General features: G+C 55.6%; 18 protein-coding genes. 5 read left to right on the forward strand and 13 right to left on the reverse strand.

The annotated features are described in order from the left end of the window. The first annotated feature begins 48 nt into the window (after positions 1-48). Entirely contained in the window at positions 49-1,737 is a 1,689-nt protein-coding gene (locus tag ABEA92_RS17240; RefSeq protein WP_345685077.1) for a glutamine--tRNA ligase/YqeY domain fusion protein, read from the forward strand. A gap of 163 nt (positions 1,738-1,900) precedes the next feature. Here the strand turns inward: ABEA92_RS17240 and recA are convergent, their stop codons facing one another. The 4 genes from recA to ABEA92_RS17260 form a co-directional block, all read right to left on the reverse strand. Continuing rightward, positions 1,901-3,016 carry a recombinase RecA gene (gene recA, locus ABEA92_RS17245; RefSeq protein ID WP_425572454.1) on the reverse strand — a complete coding sequence of 372 codons (1,116 nt, stop codon included), beginning with the start codon at positions 3,014-3,016 and terminating at the stop codon, positions 1,901-1,903. Between the two features lie 755 nt (positions 3,017-3,771). Then, positions 3,772-6,183 carry an ABC transporter permease gene (locus ABEA92_RS17250; protein ID WP_345685078.1) on the reverse strand — a complete coding sequence of 804 codons (2,412 nt, stop codon included), beginning with the start codon at positions 6,181-6,183 and terminating at the stop codon, positions 3,772-3,774. After that, on the reverse strand, positions 6,180-7,319 hold the full coding sequence (locus tag ABEA92_RS17255) for an ABC transporter ATP-binding protein (RefSeq protein WP_345685079.1): 1,140 nt from the start codon (positions 7,317-7,319) through the stop codon (positions 6,180-6,182). The genes ABEA92_RS17250 and ABEA92_RS17255 overlap by 4 nt, the downstream gene beginning before the upstream one ends. Before the next feature lie 3 nt (positions 7,320-7,322). Next, positions 7,323-7,694, reverse strand: coding sequence for a hypothetical protein (locus ABEA92_RS17260; RefSeq protein ID WP_345685080.1), 372 nt, complete (start codon positions 7,692-7,694; stop codon positions 7,323-7,325). A gap of 339 nt (positions 7,695-8,033) precedes the next feature. Between ABEA92_RS17260 and ABEA92_RS17265 the strand changes: the two genes are divergently transcribed. Further along, complete coding sequence (locus ABEA92_RS17265) at positions 8,034-9,002, forward strand: sensor histidine kinase (RefSeq protein ID WP_345685081.1); 969 nt, start codon at positions 8,034-8,036, stop codon at positions 9,000-9,002. An 18-nt stretch (positions 9,003-9,020) separates the two neighbouring features. Continuing rightward, the gene (locus ABEA92_RS17270; RefSeq protein WP_345685082.1) at positions 9,021-9,767 is read left to right on the forward strand and encodes a response regulator transcription factor; all 747 of its coding nucleotides are present in this window, start codon (positions 9,021-9,023) and stop codon (positions 9,765-9,767) included. Between the two features lie 244 nt (positions 9,768-10,011). Here the strand turns inward: ABEA92_RS17270 and ABEA92_RS17275 are convergent, their stop codons facing one another. The 7 genes from ABEA92_RS17275 to ABEA92_RS17305 all read right to left on the reverse strand — a co-directional run bounded on the left by ABEA92_RS17275 (position 10,012) and on the right by ABEA92_RS17305 (position 15,116). Further along, on the reverse strand, positions 10,012-10,623 hold the full coding sequence (locus tag ABEA92_RS17275) for a bL17 family ribosomal protein (protein WP_345685083.1): 612 nt from the start codon (positions 10,621-10,623) through the stop codon (positions 10,012-10,014). Positions 10,624-10,689: 66 nt separating this feature from the next. Then, complete coding sequence (locus tag ABEA92_RS17280; RefSeq protein WP_345685084.1) at positions 10,690-11,685, reverse strand: DNA-directed RNA polymerase subunit alpha; 996 nt, start codon at positions 11,683-11,685, stop codon at positions 10,690-10,692. Positions 11,686-11,835: 150 nt separating this feature from the next. Continuing rightward, the gene (gene rpsK, locus ABEA92_RS17285) at positions 11,836-12,219 is read right to left on the reverse strand and encodes a 30S ribosomal protein S11 (RefSeq protein WP_008696448.1); all 384 of its coding nucleotides are present in this window, start codon (positions 12,217-12,219) and stop codon (positions 11,836-11,838) included. A gap of 111 nt (positions 12,220-12,330) precedes the next feature. Beyond that, the gene (rpsM, locus tag ABEA92_RS17290; RefSeq protein ID WP_425571333.1) at positions 12,331-12,702 is read right to left on the reverse strand and encodes a 30S ribosomal protein S13; all 372 of its coding nucleotides are present in this window, start codon (positions 12,700-12,702) and stop codon (positions 12,331-12,333) included. Between the two features lie 164 nt (positions 12,703-12,866). Beyond that, entirely contained in the window at positions 12,867-13,484 is a 618-nt protein-coding gene (locus tag ABEA92_RS17295) for a dihydrofolate reductase (protein ID WP_345685085.1), read from the reverse strand. Then, positions 13,481-14,275 carry a thymidylate synthase gene (locus ABEA92_RS17300; RefSeq protein WP_345685086.1) on the reverse strand — a complete coding sequence of 265 codons (795 nt, stop codon included), beginning with the start codon at positions 14,273-14,275 and terminating at the stop codon, positions 13,481-13,483. Before ABEA92_RS17300 ends, ABEA92_RS17295 begins: the two co-directional genes overlap by 4 nt. A gap of 175 nt (positions 14,276-14,450) precedes the next feature. Beyond that, positions 14,451-15,116: a class I SAM-dependent methyltransferase gene (locus tag ABEA92_RS17305; protein ID WP_345685087.1), complete on the reverse strand. Its 666-nt coding sequence runs from the start codon at positions 15,114-15,116 to the stop codon at positions 14,451-14,453. A 332-nt stretch (positions 15,117-15,448) separates the two neighbouring features. On the opposite strand from ABEA92_RS17305, the gene ABEA92_RS17310 reads away from it, so the two are divergent. Beyond that, on the forward strand, positions 15,449-16,258 hold the full coding sequence (locus ABEA92_RS17310; RefSeq protein ID WP_345685088.1) for a WecB/TagA/CpsF family glycosyltransferase: 810 nt from the start codon (positions 15,449-15,451) through the stop codon (positions 16,256-16,258). An 83-nt stretch (positions 16,259-16,341) separates the two neighbouring features. On the opposite strand, the gene ABEA92_RS17315 is transcribed toward ABEA92_RS17310, so the two are convergent. Together ABEA92_RS17315 and ABEA92_RS17320 are read right to left on the reverse strand one after the other, a co-directional pair. Beyond that, on the reverse strand, positions 16,342-17,949 hold the full coding sequence (locus ABEA92_RS17315; protein ID WP_345685089.1) for an ATP-binding response regulator: 1,608 nt from the start codon (positions 17,947-17,949) through the stop codon (positions 16,342-16,344). Then, positions 17,934-18,812 carry a response regulator gene (locus tag ABEA92_RS17320; RefSeq protein WP_345685090.1) on the reverse strand — a complete coding sequence of 293 codons (879 nt, stop codon included), beginning with the start codon at positions 18,810-18,812 and terminating at the stop codon, positions 17,934-17,936. Before ABEA92_RS17320 ends, ABEA92_RS17315 begins: the two co-directional genes overlap by 16 nt. Positions 18,813-19,204: 392 nt before the next feature. On the opposite strand from ABEA92_RS17320, the gene ABEA92_RS17325 reads away from it, so the two are divergent. Further along, positions 19,205-20,650 (forward strand): BBP7 family outer membrane beta-barrel protein, encoded by a 1,446-nt coding sequence (locus ABEA92_RS17325; protein ID WP_345685091.1) that lies wholly within the window; start codon positions 19,205-19,207, stop codon positions 20,648-20,650. The last annotated feature ends 8 nt before the right edge of the window (positions 20,651-20,658 follow it).

Consider the following 20,658-nt stretch of genomic DNA (forward strand, 5'->3'; position numbering starts at 1 on the left):
TTGCGACGTTGCCCTTTCCATTCATCTATCTACTTAGTCAAAGCGATTATGAGCGAGCAAGAAGCGAAGCGCGAAAGCAAGCACTTTATTCAACAGGCAATTGAGGCCGATTTGGCGGCGGGGCGTTTTTCAGGCGTGTTCACGCGATTCCCGCCTGAGCCCAACGGCTATCTGCATATCGGGCATGCTAAAAGCATCTGTTTAAACTTTGGTTTGGCCAAGGAATACGGCGGCACCTGCAATCTGCGGTTTGACGATACCAATCCGACTAAAGAAGAAACCGAGTACGTCGAATCGATCCAAGAAGACATTCGTTGGTTGGGGTTCCAGTGGGACAGCCTGCACTACGCCAGCGATTACTTTGACCAACTGTACCAATGGGCTGAAAAGCTGATCGGCGAAGGTCACGCGTACGTGTGTGATTTGACCGCCGACCAGATTCGCGAGTACCGGGGGACCTTGACCGAACCCGGCAAAAACAGTCCCTTCCGCGACCGTACGGCCGAAGAGAACCTGGATCTGTTTCGGCGGATGCGTGCCGGAGAATTCCCCGATGGCTCACGTGTGTTGCGCGCCAAAATCGATATGGCGTCGCCAAATATCAATCTGCGCGACCCCGTGATGTATCGCATTCTGCGAGCGACACATCATCGCACTGGGGACGCGTGGTGCATCTATCCCACGTACGACTGGACGCACGGGCAAAGCGATTCGATCGAAGGGATTTCCTTTTCAATCTGTACGCTCGAATTCGAAAATCATCGTCCGCTGTACGATTGGTACTGTGAAAAGCTCGGCATCCATCACCCACGCCAAATTGAGTTCGCCAAGCTGAAACTCAGCACGTTGTTGATGGGCAAACGCTACATGCTGCGAATGGTCAAAGAGGGCTACGTCAACGGTTGGGATGATCCGCGGATGCCGACGATCTCGGGGTACCGCCGACGAGGTTACACGCCCGAATCGATTCGCAACTTCTGTGCGGATGCAGGGGTCGCGAAATTCAACAGCACGATTGACGTCATTCGGCTTGAAAACGCCGTTCGTGAACATCTCAATGCGGTTGCGCTGCGGCGAATGGCCGTGCTGGATCCGGTCAAGTTGACTATCACCAATTGGCCTGAGGGCAAGGTCGAAATGACCGAGGCGATCAATAATCCCGAAGACCCTTCGGCGGGCAAACGCGAAATCCCGTTCTCGGGAAGTCTGTGGATTGAACAAGACGATTTCCGCGAAGAAGCCCCCCGCAAGTTCTTTCGTTTGAAGAAAGGTGGCGCCGTGCGTCTGCGGGCCGGCTACATCGTCGATTGCCACGATGTGGTCAAAGACGATGCGGGTAACGTGATCGAGATCCTTTGCACCTATGACCCGGAAACCAAAAGTGGATCGGATTCCTCCGGCCGCAAAGTCAAAGGAACGATTCACTGGGTCAGCGCCGAGCATGCGGTCGAGGCCGAAGTCCGTTTGTACGACCGCTTGTTCACCGTCGAAAACCCCGGTGATCCCGAAGAAGGCAAGACGTTTCTTGATTACCTGAACCCCGATTCGCTCAAGGTGATCACGGGCTATCTCGAGCCGGCGTTGGCGGAAGCCAAGGTGGGCGATCGCATTCAATTCGAGCGACTGGGCTACTTCGTCGTCGACCCTGACACCACGCCACAGAAAAGTGTGTTCAACCGCATCGTTTCGCTGCGTGACACGTGGGGCAAGATGGAAGCCAAGGGCAAAGCGGACTGAAGCCGCGAAGGATAAGGTTCGAAGTCGCGTTATTTGCTCTCCCAGAGCAACCATTTTCGATCGTCTCGGACTTTCATCCGAGGACTTTTCTTTATTCCACAAAAAAACAGGGCACAGCAAACCGTGCCCTGTTCGTTGGTTGTTTCGAATCAGCTGAATCGAACTAGCTGTTGTTGACGTTCGCGACTTCCTCTTCGTCCGCGGTTTCGTCGAGTTCTTCGACGGGGGCAGCGTAGCCTCCGGCAGCAAGGACTTGCTGCTTGATCTCGTCTGCAACGTCCTTGTTTTCGATCAAGAAGTTACGTGCCTTCTCTTTGCCTTGACCCAAATACGTTTCACCGTATTTGAACCAAGCACCGCTGCGGTTGACGATGTTGTGAGTCGTACCGAGATCCAACAAGTCGCCTTCGTAGCTGATCCCGTTGCTGTGCATCATGTCGAACTCGGCGACACGGAACGGTGGGGCTACCTTGTTCTTGACGATCTTTGCCTTGACTCGTTGGCCGACCTGTTCTTCACCATCCTTCAACGCTCCGATTCGACGTACATCGATACGGCACGATGCGTAGAACTTCAGGGCTCGACCACCAGGCGTGGTTTCCGGACTGCCAAACATCACGCCGACCTTTTCACGGATCTGGTTGATGAAGATCACACTACACTTGCTCTTGGAAATCGCTCCGGTCAACTTTCGCATCGCCTGGCTCATCAATCGAGCTTGCAGACCGACATGGCTATCGCCAATTTCGCCTTCAAGTTCTTTCTTCGGAACCAACGCTGCTACCGAGTCGACGATGATCACATCGACCGCGTTGCTCTTGACCAGCATTTCGCAAATCTGCATCGCTTCTTCACCGCTGCTTGGTTGGCTGACCAGCAGTGTGTCGAGTTCGACGCCAAGCTTTTTCGCCCAGCTGGGGTCGAATGCATGCTCGGCGTCGATGATTGCCGCGATGCCACCAAGCTTTTGTGCTTCGGCACCGATGTGTAGCGCCAAAGTCGTCTTACCGCTCGACTCGGGGCCGTACACCTCGATGATACGACCGCGTGGCACCCCGGCGCCACCCAAGGCCATGTCTAGTCCCAAACTGCCTGTCGGGATGCCGTCGATTTTGAACGATTGATTCGCTCCCAAAGGCATGATCGAACCTTCGCCGAAGGTCTTTTCGATCTGCTGAAGCGTGGTTTTCAGTCCTGGCTCACGGGAAAGGATTTCCTTCAAGTTAGGATCGACTTTCGCGCCCCGAGTCGCTGCTGATTTTGCTGCTTTCTTAGCCACTGTATTATTCCCTTTCAGAAAAATCCCGTGAAAGTTCCCGCACGTTGGATTAGTCAATCGCCTGCGTGAGGTGAACGTGTTTATCGTACCGGTGTAAAGCGGGACTGCCAAGCATTGCGTTTGGTTTCGCAGTGACTTGGTTGGGGAAACCGTGGGTCTCCGTCCGATTTACTTGCCACACCCTAAGTATCCGCGCTGGTCCAGACACGTCTGGTCAATGCCCAAACGGTTTTCTGAAAAATTTTTATCCGCACCACTCCGCAAAGCAAAATGCATCGCTGCGATGTGAGGATTGCCGGTTTTCAGTATTGGCCATTTGAAGCCAGCTACGGTGCTAGTTTTCAACCGTCGCCCGCAGCCCAACGCAACACCATAAAGCACTGGAAAACAGCGGGTTTTCGGCATTTGCGTTCCGTGATCGGATCACAACTGCTCTTCGTAGCCAAGCTCGCCAGAGCGTGGATGGTGCCCCTACGTTACGAGTCACCACCGTTTGGCGAAGCTAGCTGCCTGATGATGCCTCGACGCGTTATCTCTAAAACGCCAACGCGACTGCACACCGTGAATCATGCTAACCCGCATAATCCATATTGCTAGCATCCTTTGGCTCATCAGCAAACTCGGTTGTGAAGCGGGTTTCGGTGCGGGGATCCGCAGCAAGAAAATACCGCAGCACGTTACAAACCCGATGGCATCGGCAACCGCTTTGGCCAGTCACCGCCGTGAGAAGTTGCCGTGTTTAGACGCTGCCGTGTTTAGAAGTCGCGACGTGAAAAGTAAACGCAGCTGGTCGTCAACAGTACCGCGATAAACAGCGTACAAGAGAGCACGGGTTCCAAGATCTTGTAACGGACCAATTCCACGGGGCCCACCTCGTCGCGGTTGATTTCAAAAGACGATTCGCCGCTGACGATCGCAGCGATCGTGCCACCCAATTCGCTCGTCTGCGGCGTGATGCTGCGAAGCGGGCCGATCACGAAGCGATCGATTTGACGCCATGTGGAAAGCCGGGGGCGTAGAGTGCGGCGCAGCTTCAACGTCTCGGCATCGAGCAAGTCCACTTGGTCCACATCATGAGCAATCATCAGCGTAGACGAACGATCGTCCATCGCGATCGACTCGATGTCCGTTTGCGGCAACGGATCTCGCAACGTCCACTGTTTTGAATCGGCTTCCTGGATCAACAGTCGGCAACGTTGGTCGCTGGTCAACACGGCGAAACGCGATTCATCGCCGATCGCGATCGAGGAAACGACCGACAAACGATCTGGTAGTGGCACGGTTGCTGTTGGTTGCAGAGAATCCAGATCGAAAACCTGTAACTGTTCGGCATCGGTTGCCACCAGCACCGATTTACCACTGATCGCAAGAAAAGCGAATCGAGGCAGTTCTTCGCCTACGGTTTGAGTCGCGACCAGATGCCATGCTTCGCCGGAGGTAGGTTCGGATGTTTGCGGTGATCGGTTCGAACTTAGTAGCGACAGCTGTTTGCCACCGAGTAGTACGATGGTGTCACCGGTGGCGTTGATCCCGACGCTTCGTGGTGGGGTGAGCAGAACGTCGCTCGGCAATATGTCTTGGAACCCTGCGGTGGCAGCCCCCATCATACTGGCGAGCTTTTGCAACCAGCTGTTTGGTTGGTTAGCCGATGACCGCTCGCTCGAGGATCCACTTGCGGACTCGGAATCACCGGAATCCTCGTCCGCCGATTCGTTGTCGATCGGTTCGCCCATCGCCTCGCGGACTTGTTGTTTCGAAGTGACGGCAATCCCGCTCGAATTGATTGCGAACACCCCATTCTCGGAAGCCGCGAGTTGCTGGGTTGCCGTGGGCAATCGCAAACTGGGTTGAGCACGCCACTGATTCGCTTCGTCGAGCACCAGTAGATCAAAGCCACCAAGTCCAAACGGATTGAAGCGACCGCCACGGACGACGGCTGTCACGATGGTCGAATCATCGATCGCCACGGGCGAAAGCACTCGGTTGCGTCCGAGGGCGTCGGATTCATAGATTTCGTTCCACTGATCGGTTTTCGCATCCCACCGCATCAAACCCTCACCCCGCGTCGTGGCGAACACTTGATCGCCCGCGATCGTCATTTGGTGAATCGTGCTAGGGCGTGTGACAAAGCCATCAAAGAAACCTCCGATCATGCTGACGACGACCAAGTAGGCGCCGAACATGCACGTGATTCCGATTGCCAAAATGGGCGACCGGAAGCGGAGTCCTGCCAGTGTCGAGACGCTGTAGAACACGGCGAACACAAACACGGACACAGGGATGCAAAGCAGCAGACGGGCGTTCCAAACATCCAGCCGCAGTCCCGCGATCAAGTACAGTCCGACGATCAGTTGAATCACGCACAGAAACACAAACGCGCATCCGCCAACAAATTTGCTCAACAACAGCAGCCATCGCGAGACGGGTTTGCTGAGCAGCAGGTGCAGCGAACCGGGCTGCAGCATGTCGGGAATGATCGACGCCGTGACAAGGATGCCGAGAAACACCAGGATGAATCCGAGCAGCCAGTTGATGATGGTCGGCACGACAATCTGGTTCAGCAAAATCAGGAATTGAGTTTTATCGACAGCAAATCGCGCAGGGAAATCCATCCCCATGTACGTCAGCATGATCGAACGTGCCGAACGTGATTCAAACACGCCCGGAATCGCCGCTTCGATCCGCAGTCGGGCTCGGCGTTTGCGCAGCGTTTCGTCGATTTCGTCGGGACCAAGTTCGTCGAGCTCGCGAAGCTCTCGCAACCGGGCGGTCGACTTCCACACTTCGGCGTCGTACCACGATTCTTCCTCGATCAAGGAATTCAGCGAATCGGCAAGCGTGGTAAAGTAGAACCGTACGTCTTCGCCTTGACCGACTTTACGCAATTCGCGTTTGACATCGTCGGGCAGCGCATTTGCGATTTTGCCGACCGGTGTGTTTGCTTTACTCGGATCGGCGATCCCTGCCGCCAACATCGCTTTGAGTCTGCCGCCATTGTCGATATCGCGATCACGAAAGGTGGTGGTGAAATCTTCGCGGTAGCCAATCGGTGCGAGTGCACCTAGGAGCACCCAAATCGCGATAAACGCCACCCATAAAATCCGTGACGATAACGCGGCGTGAAACGAGTCGCGAATGATCGCGATGTAAGGCCACAAGCGTCTCACGATGACTCCTTCGATCTCGAGACTTCTCGCATAAACGTCTCTTCAAAGGACTCGCGTTTTAACTTTAGCCCACGGAGCGAAAAATGGTGACGTCGCAACGCATCCACCACTTCATCGACCTCGGTTTGTGATGACAGCGGCAGCGTGAATTCCAGCGGCAGCGTATGAGGCACCTCGTGGTTGGCAGCGGCATGCGTGACATCAGGATGCGTGAAGTTAGGATGTGGGACGCCGGCAAATTGGATCGCAGGAAAGTTCTCTCGCAGCCACTCGGTAGGGGCCTGGGCGGCGGAGCCCTCGACGGGCATCGCGACCTCGAATGCGACCTCTTCGAAACGATCAAACTGAGTCAATTCGTCGATCCGGCCTGCAACGCAAATCTTGCCGTGCGACATGATCGCAACTCGCGAGCAGATCAGCTCGACTTCTTGCAAGATATGGCTATTCAAGAAAATCGTTTTCCCTGATTCTCGCAATCGATCGATGACCTTGCGAACTTCGTTGCGACCGACCGGATCAAGTCCATCGGTGGGCTCATCCAGGACCAGCAGATCGGGATCATGCATCAACGCTTGGGCCAATCCGAGACGCTGGTACATGCCCTTGCTGAATTGGCGAACCGATTCTCGGTCGCGTCCTCGCAGCCCGACGAGTTCGAGCAGTTCGTCGCTGCGGCGGTTGATCTCGGCGCCCGACATCCGGCTCATCCTCGCGTAGTAGCGAAGCGCGGACCGCGCCGAATGATGGCGGTCGACTCGCAATGATTCTGGCAAATAGCCGACTCGCATTCTCGCTGCGATACTGCCAGCCGGTTCACCAAACAGCGATGCAGATCCAGAGCTGCTGCGAATGACACCGAGCAGGATTTTAATCAGCGTGGTTTTGCCAGCGCCGTTGGGACCGAGTAACCCAAACACCTCGCCCGCGTGAACCTGCAGACTCGCTCCTCGCAGCGCCTCGACCACGTTGCGACCGCGAAACGACCACGCCGAGTATTTCTTTTTAAGATCCGAAACATCGATCACCACCCGGTGGTGAGTGGATCCGTGCGAGGATCGATCGATGGATTCGCGATGCTCTTCGCTTGCCAGCGGCGTCTCGGCGAGATCCCCAGAGCGGCGGTCGGTGATGTCCAAACTCTAGACCGACAAAATACGGAGTAGAAGATACGACAACCAAGTGAAGGTCACGGCGACCATCCCGATCGCCAGCCAGCGATGTGCGGGTTGCCGCCACGACGGAGGGTGGACTTCGCGTTCGTAGATATGGCGAAATCGTTCACGCTGTTGCTCGGAATCAAACACGCCATCGTCGACCAATTCATGCAGTCCGAATTGAACGGAGTACTCGACCACGCCAAATACGCTGCAGCGACGCTGATCGATGTCGACGCCAACTCCCTCGAAATACCACAACTGGTTGCCAAAGGAATGTTCCGATTCGAGCGATTCATCGACGCATCGCAACTGGACAACGTCACTTTGCTCGGGACAGAATCGTGCTCGTGTCATGGCACGGTTACAATCCAACCGAACCTGTCGGATCGTTCGCTCTGAAAAACGTCGTGTTCGCGTATCAGCGCCCATCGGCCTGCTCCGGATTATGCCGTTAAACGGGATTTTATCGCCTCACTTCAATATTATTGCGGCTCCGAGTTGTAGCGTCACTGCCAGAACGCCTGTTTTTTTTAAACTCAGCGGAGATCCGCGAAGTTCGCCCTCTTTTTTTTTCCCAAGCCGATTTTCTTTACAGCCTAGTTGCCGCTGGATAACTCTTTAGAGTGGTTGGTGCGTTGCAACCGGTTTTTTTACTTTCCTAGGTATGCTGCATTACTCCCTATGGCCTCCAGCATGTTTGAACGTCGTTCTCTGACCGCTCCCATCACACTGGGAGTCGTGATGATCGTGATCGTCGTCGTGTTGGCGGCGGTGTGGATCATTGCCAGCTGGCTGAGCGCACAGGGAGGCCAGGCGTCGAAGCCTGTGTTCTGGGTGATTCTGGCTACCGGAGTGATCTTGTTGGCGGGGATGCTTGCCGGCTCGATCGCCTACCTAACATTGACGATCAAGGCGGTGAACTTGAATCGTCGGCAATCCAATTTCATCGACTCGGTGACTCATGAGCTGAAGAGCCCAATCGCCTCGCTGAAGCTGTACCTGCAGACGCTGACTCGCCGGAACGTCGGCGAAGAACAGCAGCTGGATTTTCATCGGTTCATGCTCGAGGACGTCGAGCGACTCGATTCGTTGATCAATCACTTGCTCGATGCCGCCCGTATCGAACGCGGGACCGAGCCGAGCGAAAAGGAGGATGTCCGGTTGGATCAATTGCTGCTGCAGTGCAGTTCGGCAGCCTGCTTGCGGTATCGGGTCCCAGACGACACGATCATGGTCGAATGTCCTCGTATCACGTTGCGTAGCCGGCCGGTCCAGCTCGAGATCCTGTTTCGAAATTTGATTGACAACGCGGTGAAGTATGGGGGTAACCCCAGAGCGGTCGTGGTTCGAGCTCGGGTCGCTCATGAGCAGCAGGTGATTGTTTCGATTATCGATAACGGCAACGGCATTCCCGCCAACCAGAAGCGCAAGGTGTTCGGTCGCTTTGTTCGGCTGGGCAACGAGCTAGAACGCAGCCAGCCGGGAACGGGGTTGGGGCTACATTTGGTTCGCAACGTGACAAAATCGGTGGGAGGGTCGGTGCGGATTCTCGATCGCAGTGATCAACCGGGGACTGAGTTCCAGGTGATCCTTAGTGGTTTGGTATCGGAACAGGTTTCCGGCCCTGGCGACGGTGGCGGTGAATCGTCCCCCACGACATGAATTTAGGAAGTAATGGTTATGCCCGCACACATCCTTGTCGTCGAAGATGAAAAACATCTTGGGGTTGGGATCAAATACAACCTCGAAGCCGAAGGGTATCGCGTCTCGCTCGTCGAAGACGGCCCGACCGCCCTGCGTTTGATTGAAGCTGGGGCCTCGTCGGTCGATTTGGTCGTGCTCGACTTGATGCTTCCGGGGATGAGCGGCTATTCGGTCTGCGAGGCGATTCGCGAACAGGGGTCGATGATCCCCGTTTTGATGTTGTCCGCACGGACGTTGGCCGAGGATCGGACTCGCGGTTTCGACGTCGGGGCGAACCAGTACATGAGCAAGCCGTTCGAATTGGATGAACTGCTAAGCCGGATAAAGAACCTGCTTCAAATCGCGGGCTACGAGCGTAACAAGCCTGCACCAAAGAAGGCACGCACGGCAGTATCCGAGATACAGTTCGGTTCGCTTGACGTCAATTTTGAAACCCACGAGGTTCAAGCTTCCGGCAAAGCGGTCCGGATGACTCCGAAAGAACTGCGGTTGCTGCGGTACTTCGTTGAGAACCCCAACCGCGTGATCAGTCGCAACGAGTTGCTGAGCGAGGTTTGGGGGATGTCAGGAAACCTACAGACTCGCGCGGTGGATCAGTTCATTGCACGGTTGCGAAAGATCATCGAACCCGACAGCACCGTGCCCGTGCATCTGTTGACGATTCGTGATGCAGGCTACCGATTTGTGCTGGAGCCGAACGCGGGCGAAAGCGGCCACAGCTAGATGGGGCGTTCGGCAACGCCAATCCTGTGCCAACGTTAACGGCATTGGTTAGTGCCGTCGGCTCAGGCCGACGTGCGGGGGCGTCAATGAAAACAACTTAAAACCGTCGATCGAAAAGCACTGTTTCTGCGATCGGATTCCTCCGCCTGGACTCACACAGCAATAAAAAAAGCCAACCTGCTTTTGGAAAAAGCAGATTGGCTTTGAGTGTTTTGAACCGCGATGGCGGATTCGCTCTCTTGGATTACTCGTCGCTTCCGGCGGCAACCGTTTCTTGCTCTTGTTGCGGAGCTTCGGATTCAAACGAAGGACGTTCAGCCTTTCGCTTGACGCGATCGTTCTTACCAACGAGTTCCAGGATCGCACGGGTACCGGCGTCGCCCAATCGAGGCGTTGCCAGACGCAGGATGCGTGTGTATCCCCCGGGACGATCGGCGTAGCGCTGGGCAATCGTGTCGAACAGGATGCGAGTTGCTTGGCGATCGCCGATCAACTGCACCACGCGTCGCTGAGCGGCGACCACGGGAGCGCGGGCTGCTGCCCATTTCGCCCAATCGTCGCTGGCACGCCATTTCTTGTATTCTTCGGTGCCACGTTCCGCTGGAGCTTCGTACTTGCGAGCTTCTTCAGCTGCAGCCAACGATTTCTTAGCGATCGTAATGCACTTTTCGACCAAGGGGCGAACCTCTTTGGCTTTGTGCAACGTGGTGGTGATGCGACCGGCAACCTTGGGTGCGTTGTCGTCATAGGTTGCATCGCGTTCAGTAAGGAACAGTGCACTGGCCAAGTTCTTCAGCAGCGCCTTGCGGTGGCTAGGACTTCGTCCAAGCACGCGGCCTCGTCGTCGGTGTCGCATGGCGGAATATCCGTCAAAAAGTTTCTATAGAAGTTGTAAGGGGTTTTCGATGACGCAAGCGTCATCTTAGAACAAAGGTTGGTTTGGCACTCGCATGCCAAGATGCAGACCGTACTGAGAAAGTTTCTCGCGTACTTCGTTTAGCGTGGTGTCGCCAAAGTTGCGGACTTCAAGCAGCGAATCTTCGGTGCGTTGAACCAGATCGCGAACGGTCATGATGTTTTCGCTTTCCAAGCAGTTGTTGGCTCGGACCGACAATCGCAGGTCGGCTAGCGTCATGTTCAGTTTCGCTTCGAGTTGTGCCTCGGGCGATCCCGTTCCACCGCGTGCGGCCGAGAAAATGCTCGGTCCGAGTTCGCGGTATTGGACGAATGGGTTGAGGTGTTTGCGAAGGATCTTCGCGGATTCGACCAACGCCAATTCAGGGTTCAGACTGCCATCGGTCCAAACTTCGAGGATCAAACGGTCGAAGTTGGTCTTTTGACCAACCCGCGTTTCCTCGACTTCGTAACGGACACGCGTGATCGGGCTGAACACTGCGTCGATCGGGATGATGCCGATTTCGTGGTCAACGCTGCTGTGCTCGGTGCTTGGCACGTAGCCACGACCGTTTTCGACGACCATTTCCATCATGAAAGGCACGTCGTCGGTCAGCGTCGCGATGACGTGATTCTTGTTGATGATTTCGACATCGGCATCGGTTTGGATGTCGGCACCGGTGATCGGGCCCGCCTTGTCACGTTCAACCGTGATCACGCGAGTCGCTTCGGTGTGGTTGCGAACGACCAAGCTTTTCACGTTCAACACGATCTCGGTGACGTCTTCCATCACGCCAGGAATGGTGGTGAATTCGTGTTGAGCACCGCGAATTTTGATTTGGGTGACCGCACTGCCCATCAAGCTACTTAGCAGTACGCGACGCAAACTATTGCCAACGCTTGCACCAAAGCCACGCTCAAATGGTTCTGCCGAAAACTTGCCGTACGTCGATGTGAGGGTATCGCGATCGACTTCGAGCGAGCTTGGAAGTTCCATGCCACGCCATCGAATGTGCATCGTCATAAAGCCTCAATATGTATGTGGGGGTGTGGGAGTGAGGTCCGTTGCAATCACGCTGGGGCACGGTGATCGACCACTGATTTGGGCGATCACGGCCCTGCGCTGCAACGCAGACAAATGGGGGCGTCCTCGAAATCGGGACGCCATGATTGATTACACGCGTCGTTTCTTGCGTGGTCGGCAACCGTTGTGAGGGATCGGAGTGACTTCTTCGATCAACTTGACGTTCAATCCAGCGGCTTGCAGCGAAGTGATTGCACTTTCGCGGCCTGAACCAGGACCCTTCACGCGGACTTCGACGTCACGCATGCCGAACTTGGTTGCCTTTTCAGCAGCTTGTTGTGCGGCGCATTGGCCGGCAAACGGGGTGCTCTTACGGCTTCCCTTGAAACCACTGGTTCCGGCACTCGCCCAGCACAATGTGTCACCTTTGGGATCGGTGATTGTGACGGTGGTGTTGTTGAACGTTGCGTGGATATGGGCAATGCCGCTGGTGACGTTGCGACGAACTCGCTTCTTTTTGTTGGTCTTTGCCACTGCAAAGTCTCTATCAGTGAAATTGGGTGAGGTTCAGTAAGGTGACAATGGGGTTTGGGGGGCAGACGTGAAACGAAGACTTTCTGCGTTTCATCAGCCACGGGACCGCGATTAACGCAAGTCCTTGACGCCCTTCTTGCCCGCAACCGTCTTGCGAGGGCCTTTACGTGTGCGAGCGTTCGTTTTGGTTCGCTGGCCACGGACTGGCAAACTGACGCGATGACGGATGCCACGATAGCAGCGGACTTCGCGAAGGCGGTTGATATTTTGTGTGACTTGACGGCGAAGTGGACCTTCGACCGTGTATTCACGCTCAAGTAGTGCGGTGATGCGGCTCAGCTCATCTTCGGCCAAGTCGTTTGCATTTCGTGTCGGCTCAATCCCAAGCTTTTCGCATACCTCGCGGGCCGTATGCAAACCGATCCCATACAAATAGGTCAGCGAATATTGGATTTGCTTGTCGTTTGGCACATCGACGCCCATCAGACGGGGCATAACGGAACTCCTGCAAGTATCGATCAGAGGGACGGCAAAAATACGACGAACGTGGGGACACATTGAGTGAATGTGCACGATGCATCGGCCAAGAATCCCGGACTATACCGTCTGGCCCCCTTTTTGCTCAATGGGGACGTGGGATGATTTTTCTAAGAATTTTCACGAACCATGCGGATGAACTCCGTTGGGACGCTATTTTTCGAAGAGGCGATGATGCGGGTTTGCTCGATTTGGCGGAATTTGGACAGCTCGATCGACAGAATCGTGTCTCCGCAAACCGAGGACCACACTCGAGTTAGCCAAACTTCGTCGCAACATGGTAGCAATTGTCGGTAAATTTCGGCACCGCCCACCACATAGATTCCGCGGTTCTGCGAGGAAGTGTCCAAGCCGGTGGAACTTTCCTGCGACGTGATCGCAGCCGATTGCGAAGTTGTCGTCTGTCGGGCCATCTGGACCGCTTGTTCCGGATTTTCCGCTCGGCTCACTCCTTCACATTGCCAATCCGCATTGCGAGTGATCACGATCGTGCGGCGGCCCGGCAGCGGACGGCCGATCGAATCGTACGTCCGCCGACCCATGATCAGCGTCCCCCCCATCGTCAGCTTTTTAAACCGCATCAGATCGCTTCGCAATCGCCACGGCATGTCGCCATCCTTGCCGATCACCCCGGTGGGGGTCATCGCCACCAAGGCAATCAATCGCGATTGGGCAACGGAATCCTCGGCCCGGGCACCGTCGCGAGACATTTCACCGGCTGCGTTCATACGGCAATCGGCGCTTTGATGCGAGGATGAGGATCGTAGTCGGTGAGCTGGAAATCTTCGAACTTGAATCCGTCGATCGAATCCGGGGTGGATTGGATCTGCATCTTCGGTAGCGGTTTCGGATGCCGGGTCAGCTGCTCGCTCGCTTGGTCAAAATGGTTGCGGTAAAGATGCACGTCGCCGAGCGTGTGGATGAAATCGCCCGGTTCCAACCCGGTGACCCTCGCCATCATCATCGTTAGTAATGCGTAGCTGGCGATATTAAAGGGAACACCGAGAAACAAGTCGGCACTGCGTTGGTAAAGCTGGCACGAAAGTTTTCCGCCGGCGACATAGAACTGGAACAGCAGATGACAGGGGGGCAACGCCATTTTGTCGATTTGATGAGCATTCCAGGCCGAAACGATCAAGCGACGGGATTGAGGGTTCTCGCGGATCTCGTTGGTGACCCAGGCGATTTGGTCGATCGTTTCACCGTTGCCGCCTTCCCATGATCGCCATTGTTGGCCGTACACCGGACCTAGGTTTCCGTCTTCGTCAGCCCATTCGTCCCAGATGCTGACCCCGTTTTCGCGGAGATAGCTGATATTGGTGTCACCACGCAAAAACCACAGCAATTCGTGCAAAATCGAATGCATATGCAGTTTTTTGGTCGTCAGCAGCGGGAAGCCTTCGCTCAAGTCAAATCGCATTTGGCGACCAAACAAGCCGCGTGTCCCGACCCCGGTGCGGTCGTCACGGTCGAGGCCATGATTCAAGACTTCGTCGAGCAATTGAAGATAAGTTCGCATCGGATGAAGTTTGGATATTTTGGATATTGGGGTAGATAATAAAAAATGTCGCTTGGCGGCAGCGTTGGGCAACCACGCAATCATTCGATCGCTAATTCTATCTGGCAAACAACGGGTTTGCCGAGAGGCGGCATGTTTTGAATATCGACAACGGCGGAAATCCGACTCAAACGAGCTACGGTCGAGTCCAGTCAATCGTCCAGTGCCGATCGCTCGTGGCCTGGACGCACGCGGCACTCATTCCACACTGTTCAATGACCTGGCCGATTTCCTCGAGGGTCAATGCAGCATGCAGCGATTGCCGAAGCAGCTGCTGGGCTATCTCGGTTTCCTCGCCAGCATGCAATTGAACAAGCGATTCGACGGCGGATTCGGAATCGGGACGCATCAGGTCGCGGATGAACACGCGTCCCCCTGGTTTGGTCAGTCGCATCGACGTTTTGATCGCCTCGGCCGCCTGTTCCAGATGATGGATCAGGCTGTTCGAGATCACCGTGTCAGCGATCGCGTCCTCGTAACCCGCCATCGTCTTTGCGTCGGCTTGATGGAGCATGATTCGGTCCAGCATTCCTGCGAAATCGATTTCTTGTTTGGCAAGTCCCAGCATTTCGGTAGAAAGATCGACCGCGATCACTTCGAGTGCCTCGTCGCGGGAAGCAACCTCGATTGCCAGCGTCGCAGGGCCACAGCCCAGGTCGATTACTCGAGGGCCCGTCGGCCCGCCAGCAAACAGGTCGTCCGCGAAAACACGATTGACCTCGGCGTGGTTCATCTCCAAATAGGCCACCGCTTCGTCAAAGGCGTCCATCGTTTCCGGTTCGAGCGTACGAGCGAGTGTCACGTAATGGTTCCGTAAAAAGCGAGGAAGACGCCGTGTGCCGCGCGAATGCAGGTTCTGCGGGATACGTTGGTCCCATTCTATGAAAATTTCGCGTTGCCAACTTCAAAACGGGTTCGTCCAACTACTATCGGGCATGACCCCCACGCCCCGTTAGCCATCTTGCGGTTTCGGGGGCTGGGGCCGCAGCAGGGGAAGAGAATAATTTGTCCGATGGGGGCTTACGGGACAGTGCTGCGAGGTGGCAAATTGGCAGCATTAATTAGGGTGACACGACAGCGACCACTCGAATTCGCAGCGGCGTCAGACGAATGAGATTGGATTAGCGGAATTGAATGATGATTGATTTAGGAAAATACAACGTTCTAGGGATCAACGTCAGTGCGATCGACTACGAAGCGGCGGTTAAACAGGTGATCGAGGCGGGACAGCAGCATCGGCCGCTCGCGGTCACGGCGCTGGCGGTACACGGCGTGATGACGGGGGTAGGAGACAAGGAGCATCAGTATCGTTTGAACCAATTCGATTTGGTGTGTCCCGACGGGCAACCGGTGCGTTGGGCGCTCAATGGGCTGCACCAATGTGGATTACCCGACCGAGTGTACGGCCCCACGCTGACGCTGAAAATCTGTGAAGCGGCCGCCGAAGCGGGGGTGTCGATCTTCCTGTTTGGTGCGACCCAAGAGATGTTGGACGGTTTTGCCAAAAACCTTTGTACAAAATTCCCTAAGCTGCAAATCGCAGGCAAGCGAGCTTCGAAGTTTCGCAATTTGTCGGTCGCCGAACGCGATGAGTTGGCGGCAGAGATTCGTGACAGCGGTGCCGGGATTTGCTTTGTCGGTCTGGGCTGTCCGCGACAAGAGGTGTTTGCCTACGAAATGCGTGACCGCGTCAACATGCCGTTGATTGCCGTTGGGGCCGCGTTCGCGTTTCACGCCGGCGCGTTGGCCCAAGCTCCGCCATGGATGCAGCGCAATGGGCTGGAGTGGTTGTTCCGCGTCACTCGCGAGCCCAAGCGATTATGGAAGCGTTACGCGACGACCAACCCCGCATTCGTTTCGTTGCTGACACTGCAAAAATTGCGGTTGTACGTTCGCCGCAGCGACGCGGGGGTCAAGCCTGAAAACGAAGTGCTGTTTGGCTAGCGAGACGTCGCTCCGCAAGCGGCGTGAACCGCAAATAGGTTGCCAAGTCACCCCTGCTGTTTACGGCATGGTGGCGAGTGAAGTTATGCCGGAACCAGGTTCGGTTTATCGCCCAAGTCCGCCTGGGATGTTTGGCGGATCAAGGCTTCCGCATGGTCCAGCAGTGTTTGAAAAGCAATCGGTTTGATCAGATGCAAATCGAATCCCGCTTGGATGGCTAGATCGCGATCGGTTGGGCCACCCCAACCGGTCAACGCAATCATTTTGCTGCCGCCGATGGTTCGCGAACGACGAATACGACGCGCGGTTTCATAGCCGTCCATGCTTGGCAATCCGATATCCATGATGATCACATCGGGACGAGATTGAGTTGCCTTTTGGATTGCTTCAACGCCATCGTAAGCTTGATTGACCTGAAAGCCTTCGGCTCGGAAAAGTTCCGCCAGCAGCTCCGATGCATCTTGATTGTCTTCGACTAATAGCAGCGACTTGCCGCCCGTCGTGGCCAAAGATTTCGATTGGCAAGGCGTTCGCCACGCTGGGGCTGCAAAGTCATCCGCCAGCGAACTGGAGTGACTCGGTTCGGATGCCGCCGCAGGCAGTGTCACGGTAAAACAGCTGCCCATGCCGGGGCCGCGACTGGTCGCCGACAACGTACCCCCGTGCAAGGCAACCAAGCGGTTCACGATGGTCAATCCTACGCCGAGTCCACCGTACTCGCGGGTGCGGCTCGCATCGATCTGGACAAACGGTTCAAAAATGCGCTCCGCTTGCATCGGCGCAAAGCCGATTCCATTGTCGCTGACCATGATCGACGCAAGATCGTCGATCGATTCCAAGTTCAACGTGATGCGGCCTGCCTCGGGGGTGTATTTGGACGCGTTGCCAAGCAGGTTGGCGAGCAATTGAGCGAGTCGAACCCGATCGCCATCAACCCAAATCGGATCGTCGGGGATCAACGATTGAAAGCGTTGCGATTTGGACACAAATGCATTTTCGACCATTTCGATCGCATCGGCGATCGCTAAACGAAGATCGATACGCTGGACTTGCAGTTCGACCTTGCCGCGACAAAAGCGGGACACATCGAGTAAGTCGTCGGTGATTCGGATCAAATGGATGGTTTGCCGGTGAATGATTTCTCGCATCCGGCGGACCACATCGGGTGAGCCTTCGTTGCGTTCCAGCAATGCCAAACTGGTGCGAATCGGAGCTAAGGGATTGCGAAGTTCGTGTGCCAATAACGCCAGAAACTCGTCCTTTCGCAAATCCGCTTTTCGCAGATCATCGCTAAGACGCTCATTTTCTAGCGAACGGTTCTCGGCAAGGTCACGTTGACGTTCTGCACGATTGAACAGCACGATTGCAACGCAGTTGACGAAGACATAGATGATCAATTGGACAAGATCGGGCACGTCATCGATCAACAGGCTCGATGACGGAGGAATAAAAAAGTGAGCTGCGGCGACGGTGCCCAATCCGATTGCGAAGACCGCCGGTCCGGTGCCGGCGATCCAAACCGTCAATAAGACACTCAGGTAGAACAGACTGAACGGACACTCCTCGTTCAACCAAGGCTGCAATAGCGAACGGATCCAAATGACAAATCCAGTGCTGAGGATCGCCGTCCCGTAGCGTCGCACCAAGCCTGGCCATGTGCCACTGCGGCGGTCGTTTAAGATTGATACCACTGTGGGCCTCCCGTTGCGGGCAGTCCCATCGAAGCGAGGTGGTGGGCATGGTCTTCGTGGATCGCCTGCACCAATTCCTTGATATCCAAGGGTTTGGCGAACCAGCGGTCCCAACCGCGGCCGGCAGGTTCGTCTTCGATGTGGCGACGTGACCCGGTGATCGCATAGACCAACAAGTCTCGCGTACGCTCGTTCTGCCGAATTCGGTGCAGCGTTTCGAGTCCGCCCAACATCGGCATCTGCATGTCCATCAAAATCACATCCGGCAGCGTCCCCCAATATTGAAGTCGCTCGCACGCTTCCCCGCCGTCACGGGCGACGTGCACGACGAAGCCTTGGGATGCAAGCAAATAGGTCATCAAGCTCCGTTCGTTGTCCGAGTCTTCGACGACCAGCAATCGCACCCGCGGATCGGTCAGGTTCGATTCGTTCACGCGAGGATGAGGTTTGTCGTTTTCGGTGACCGCGGCTGCGCGAAGGTCGCTTTGGCGTGAGGTGGCGAGATCGCGATTCTCTTCGCGATTTTCACTGTTCAGCCGCGCGACCAAGGTGTCGATCATCCCTTGAACGTCGAACAACTCGCCTCGATCGATTCGTGACTGGATCGCATCGAGATACAACTGAACCACGTTCAGCTGATTGCGACGTCGATGCTCGGCTTGATCACCCGGGGATCGGGCGGCAATCGCGCCGCCTTGCAGATCGGATGAGGCGGTGAGCCTCTCTTGACGAAGAATCGAAATCTCGGGCGGAGCATCGATGCCGACTTTGACGATTTGTCCGCGGACTTGAAGGATCCGAAGGGTGACACCGAGATTGGGAAAAACAATTTGCTGCTGAGAGCGGCGCGAGAGAACCAACATCGTTGGAGATCCTTTCGGGGAAGCTTTTTGCGGTGATTCGCAGCGGTGGGCGAATGCGGGAAAGCAAAAAACTTCGGCGGATCACAAGGAATTCGAGCTGTGACCGACTCTAGTTGCCACCGGCGTCATCATCGACATCGGAGCAACGTTTCGCGACCTCTACGGCACATTCATCTGCACATCCCGGCCTGAAACTCGCTGATAATATACGAGCCGTCTACCCCCCGGGCAACTAACAATGTCGGCAGATTCGATGGCATTTTTTTAGAGGTTCCGCAACGGAGCCGTCGCAGACCGCGAGCGTAGGGATATTCGCCATTGACACCGCTTTCACGGATCAGCGACATAGGGTTAGAAGTCAAGACTAGTGCTCCCCCTGCGCCCCGAAGTCAATGTTGTCTATCCGAAAAAAAAATAGCCGACTGAGCATCGTCATGCTTGCCGTGGCGATCGTTTTTGTCGAGGCCAGCGTGGTCTGCGCGGCAGATTCACCTGAAACCAAGTCCACCGACTCCGCGCCGAAGTCGGCTCGCAAAATGACCTGGCGTCCCGTTTCCGGAAAATCGTCGGCGGATTCCAAGGCGGTACAATTGGCCAGCAGCGAATCCGCGGCCGGTTCCGAAGACTCGGTCGCTACGGATGTGGCTCCGGTTTCGTACGATTTTTATGATTCCTTTGTGGGAGACCCGTTGTCGCCGGACACGACATTTGGCATGCAGCCGGTCGGCGGTTGTGACTGCGGGTTTTGCGACGCCGGTGACGCCTGCGATTCCATGGCAATGACAAGCCACCGAAACCGATTCTGGGGACGCGCCGAATACTTGGCGTGGTCGCTCGATGCAATCCGTTTGCCCCCCTTGGTCACCACCAGCCCCGCGGGCACCACACCGGAAAACACCGGCGTGCTCGGCCAATCGGGAACCACGGTTTTGTTTGGCGGCAATGAGATTTTAGATGCATTGCGTTCCGGAGTGCGGATCAGCGTAGGACGGCTCGATACGAATCACTGTGATGCCATCGAGTTGTCGGCGCTTGGTGTGTTCAGTGATAGCGAGAGCTTCAGCAACAACGGCACCCTGCTTGCCCGTCCCGTTTTCAACACGCAAACCGGGGCGGAAGATGCGATGTTGATTGCCCATCCCGACTTCCTTCGCGGGTCGGTTCGCGTCCAGGTTGAAAACGAGCTGTACGCCTTTGACGTGTTGCGGCGGCTACGCCTTGTCTCGTCGGCTTGCGACAATCTGGATTTATTGATCGGTTACCGCCATGCGCGGCTCGACGAGATGCTTCGCATTGACCAATCGTCCACCTACACCACGGCGCAAGGCCAAATTGTTTCCGGAACATCGGTCGTATTGTTTGATGAATTTGACGTTGAAAACCAATTCAACGGCGCCGAGGTTGGCTTTCACTACCGCCGCCGATCGGGGACATGGACATTGGCCACGCTTTTGAAAGTCGGATTAGGCGTCAACACCGCCGATGTCACGATTGATGGTGGGACCACCAACACCGTGCCCGGTTCCGGTTCGGCGTCGTTCACCGGCGGTTTACTGGCTCAACAAACCAACATTGGCCAATACGAAGATTCGCAGTTTACGGTGATCCCCGAAGTGGGAATCACCTTGTCCAAACGAATCGATGAGTTTGTCGAACTCTCGATTGGCTACAGTCTGCTGTATTGGTCCAACGCCACGCGAGTCGCTGATGCGATTGACCGCAGCGTTTCACAATTTCCTCCAGAGCCCTCCTCAGGCAGCGGAAATCCCCGGTTCAGCTTTGAAACCGATGATTTTATCGCCCACGGGCTGACGACCGGCGTGAACTTCTCGTTCTAGCCTGAGTC

Origin of the sequence: Novipirellula caenicola (assembly GCF_039545035.1) — a bacterium.
Lineage (GTDB): Bacteria > Planctomycetota > Planctomycetia > Pirellulales > Pirellulaceae > Novipirellula > Novipirellula caenicola.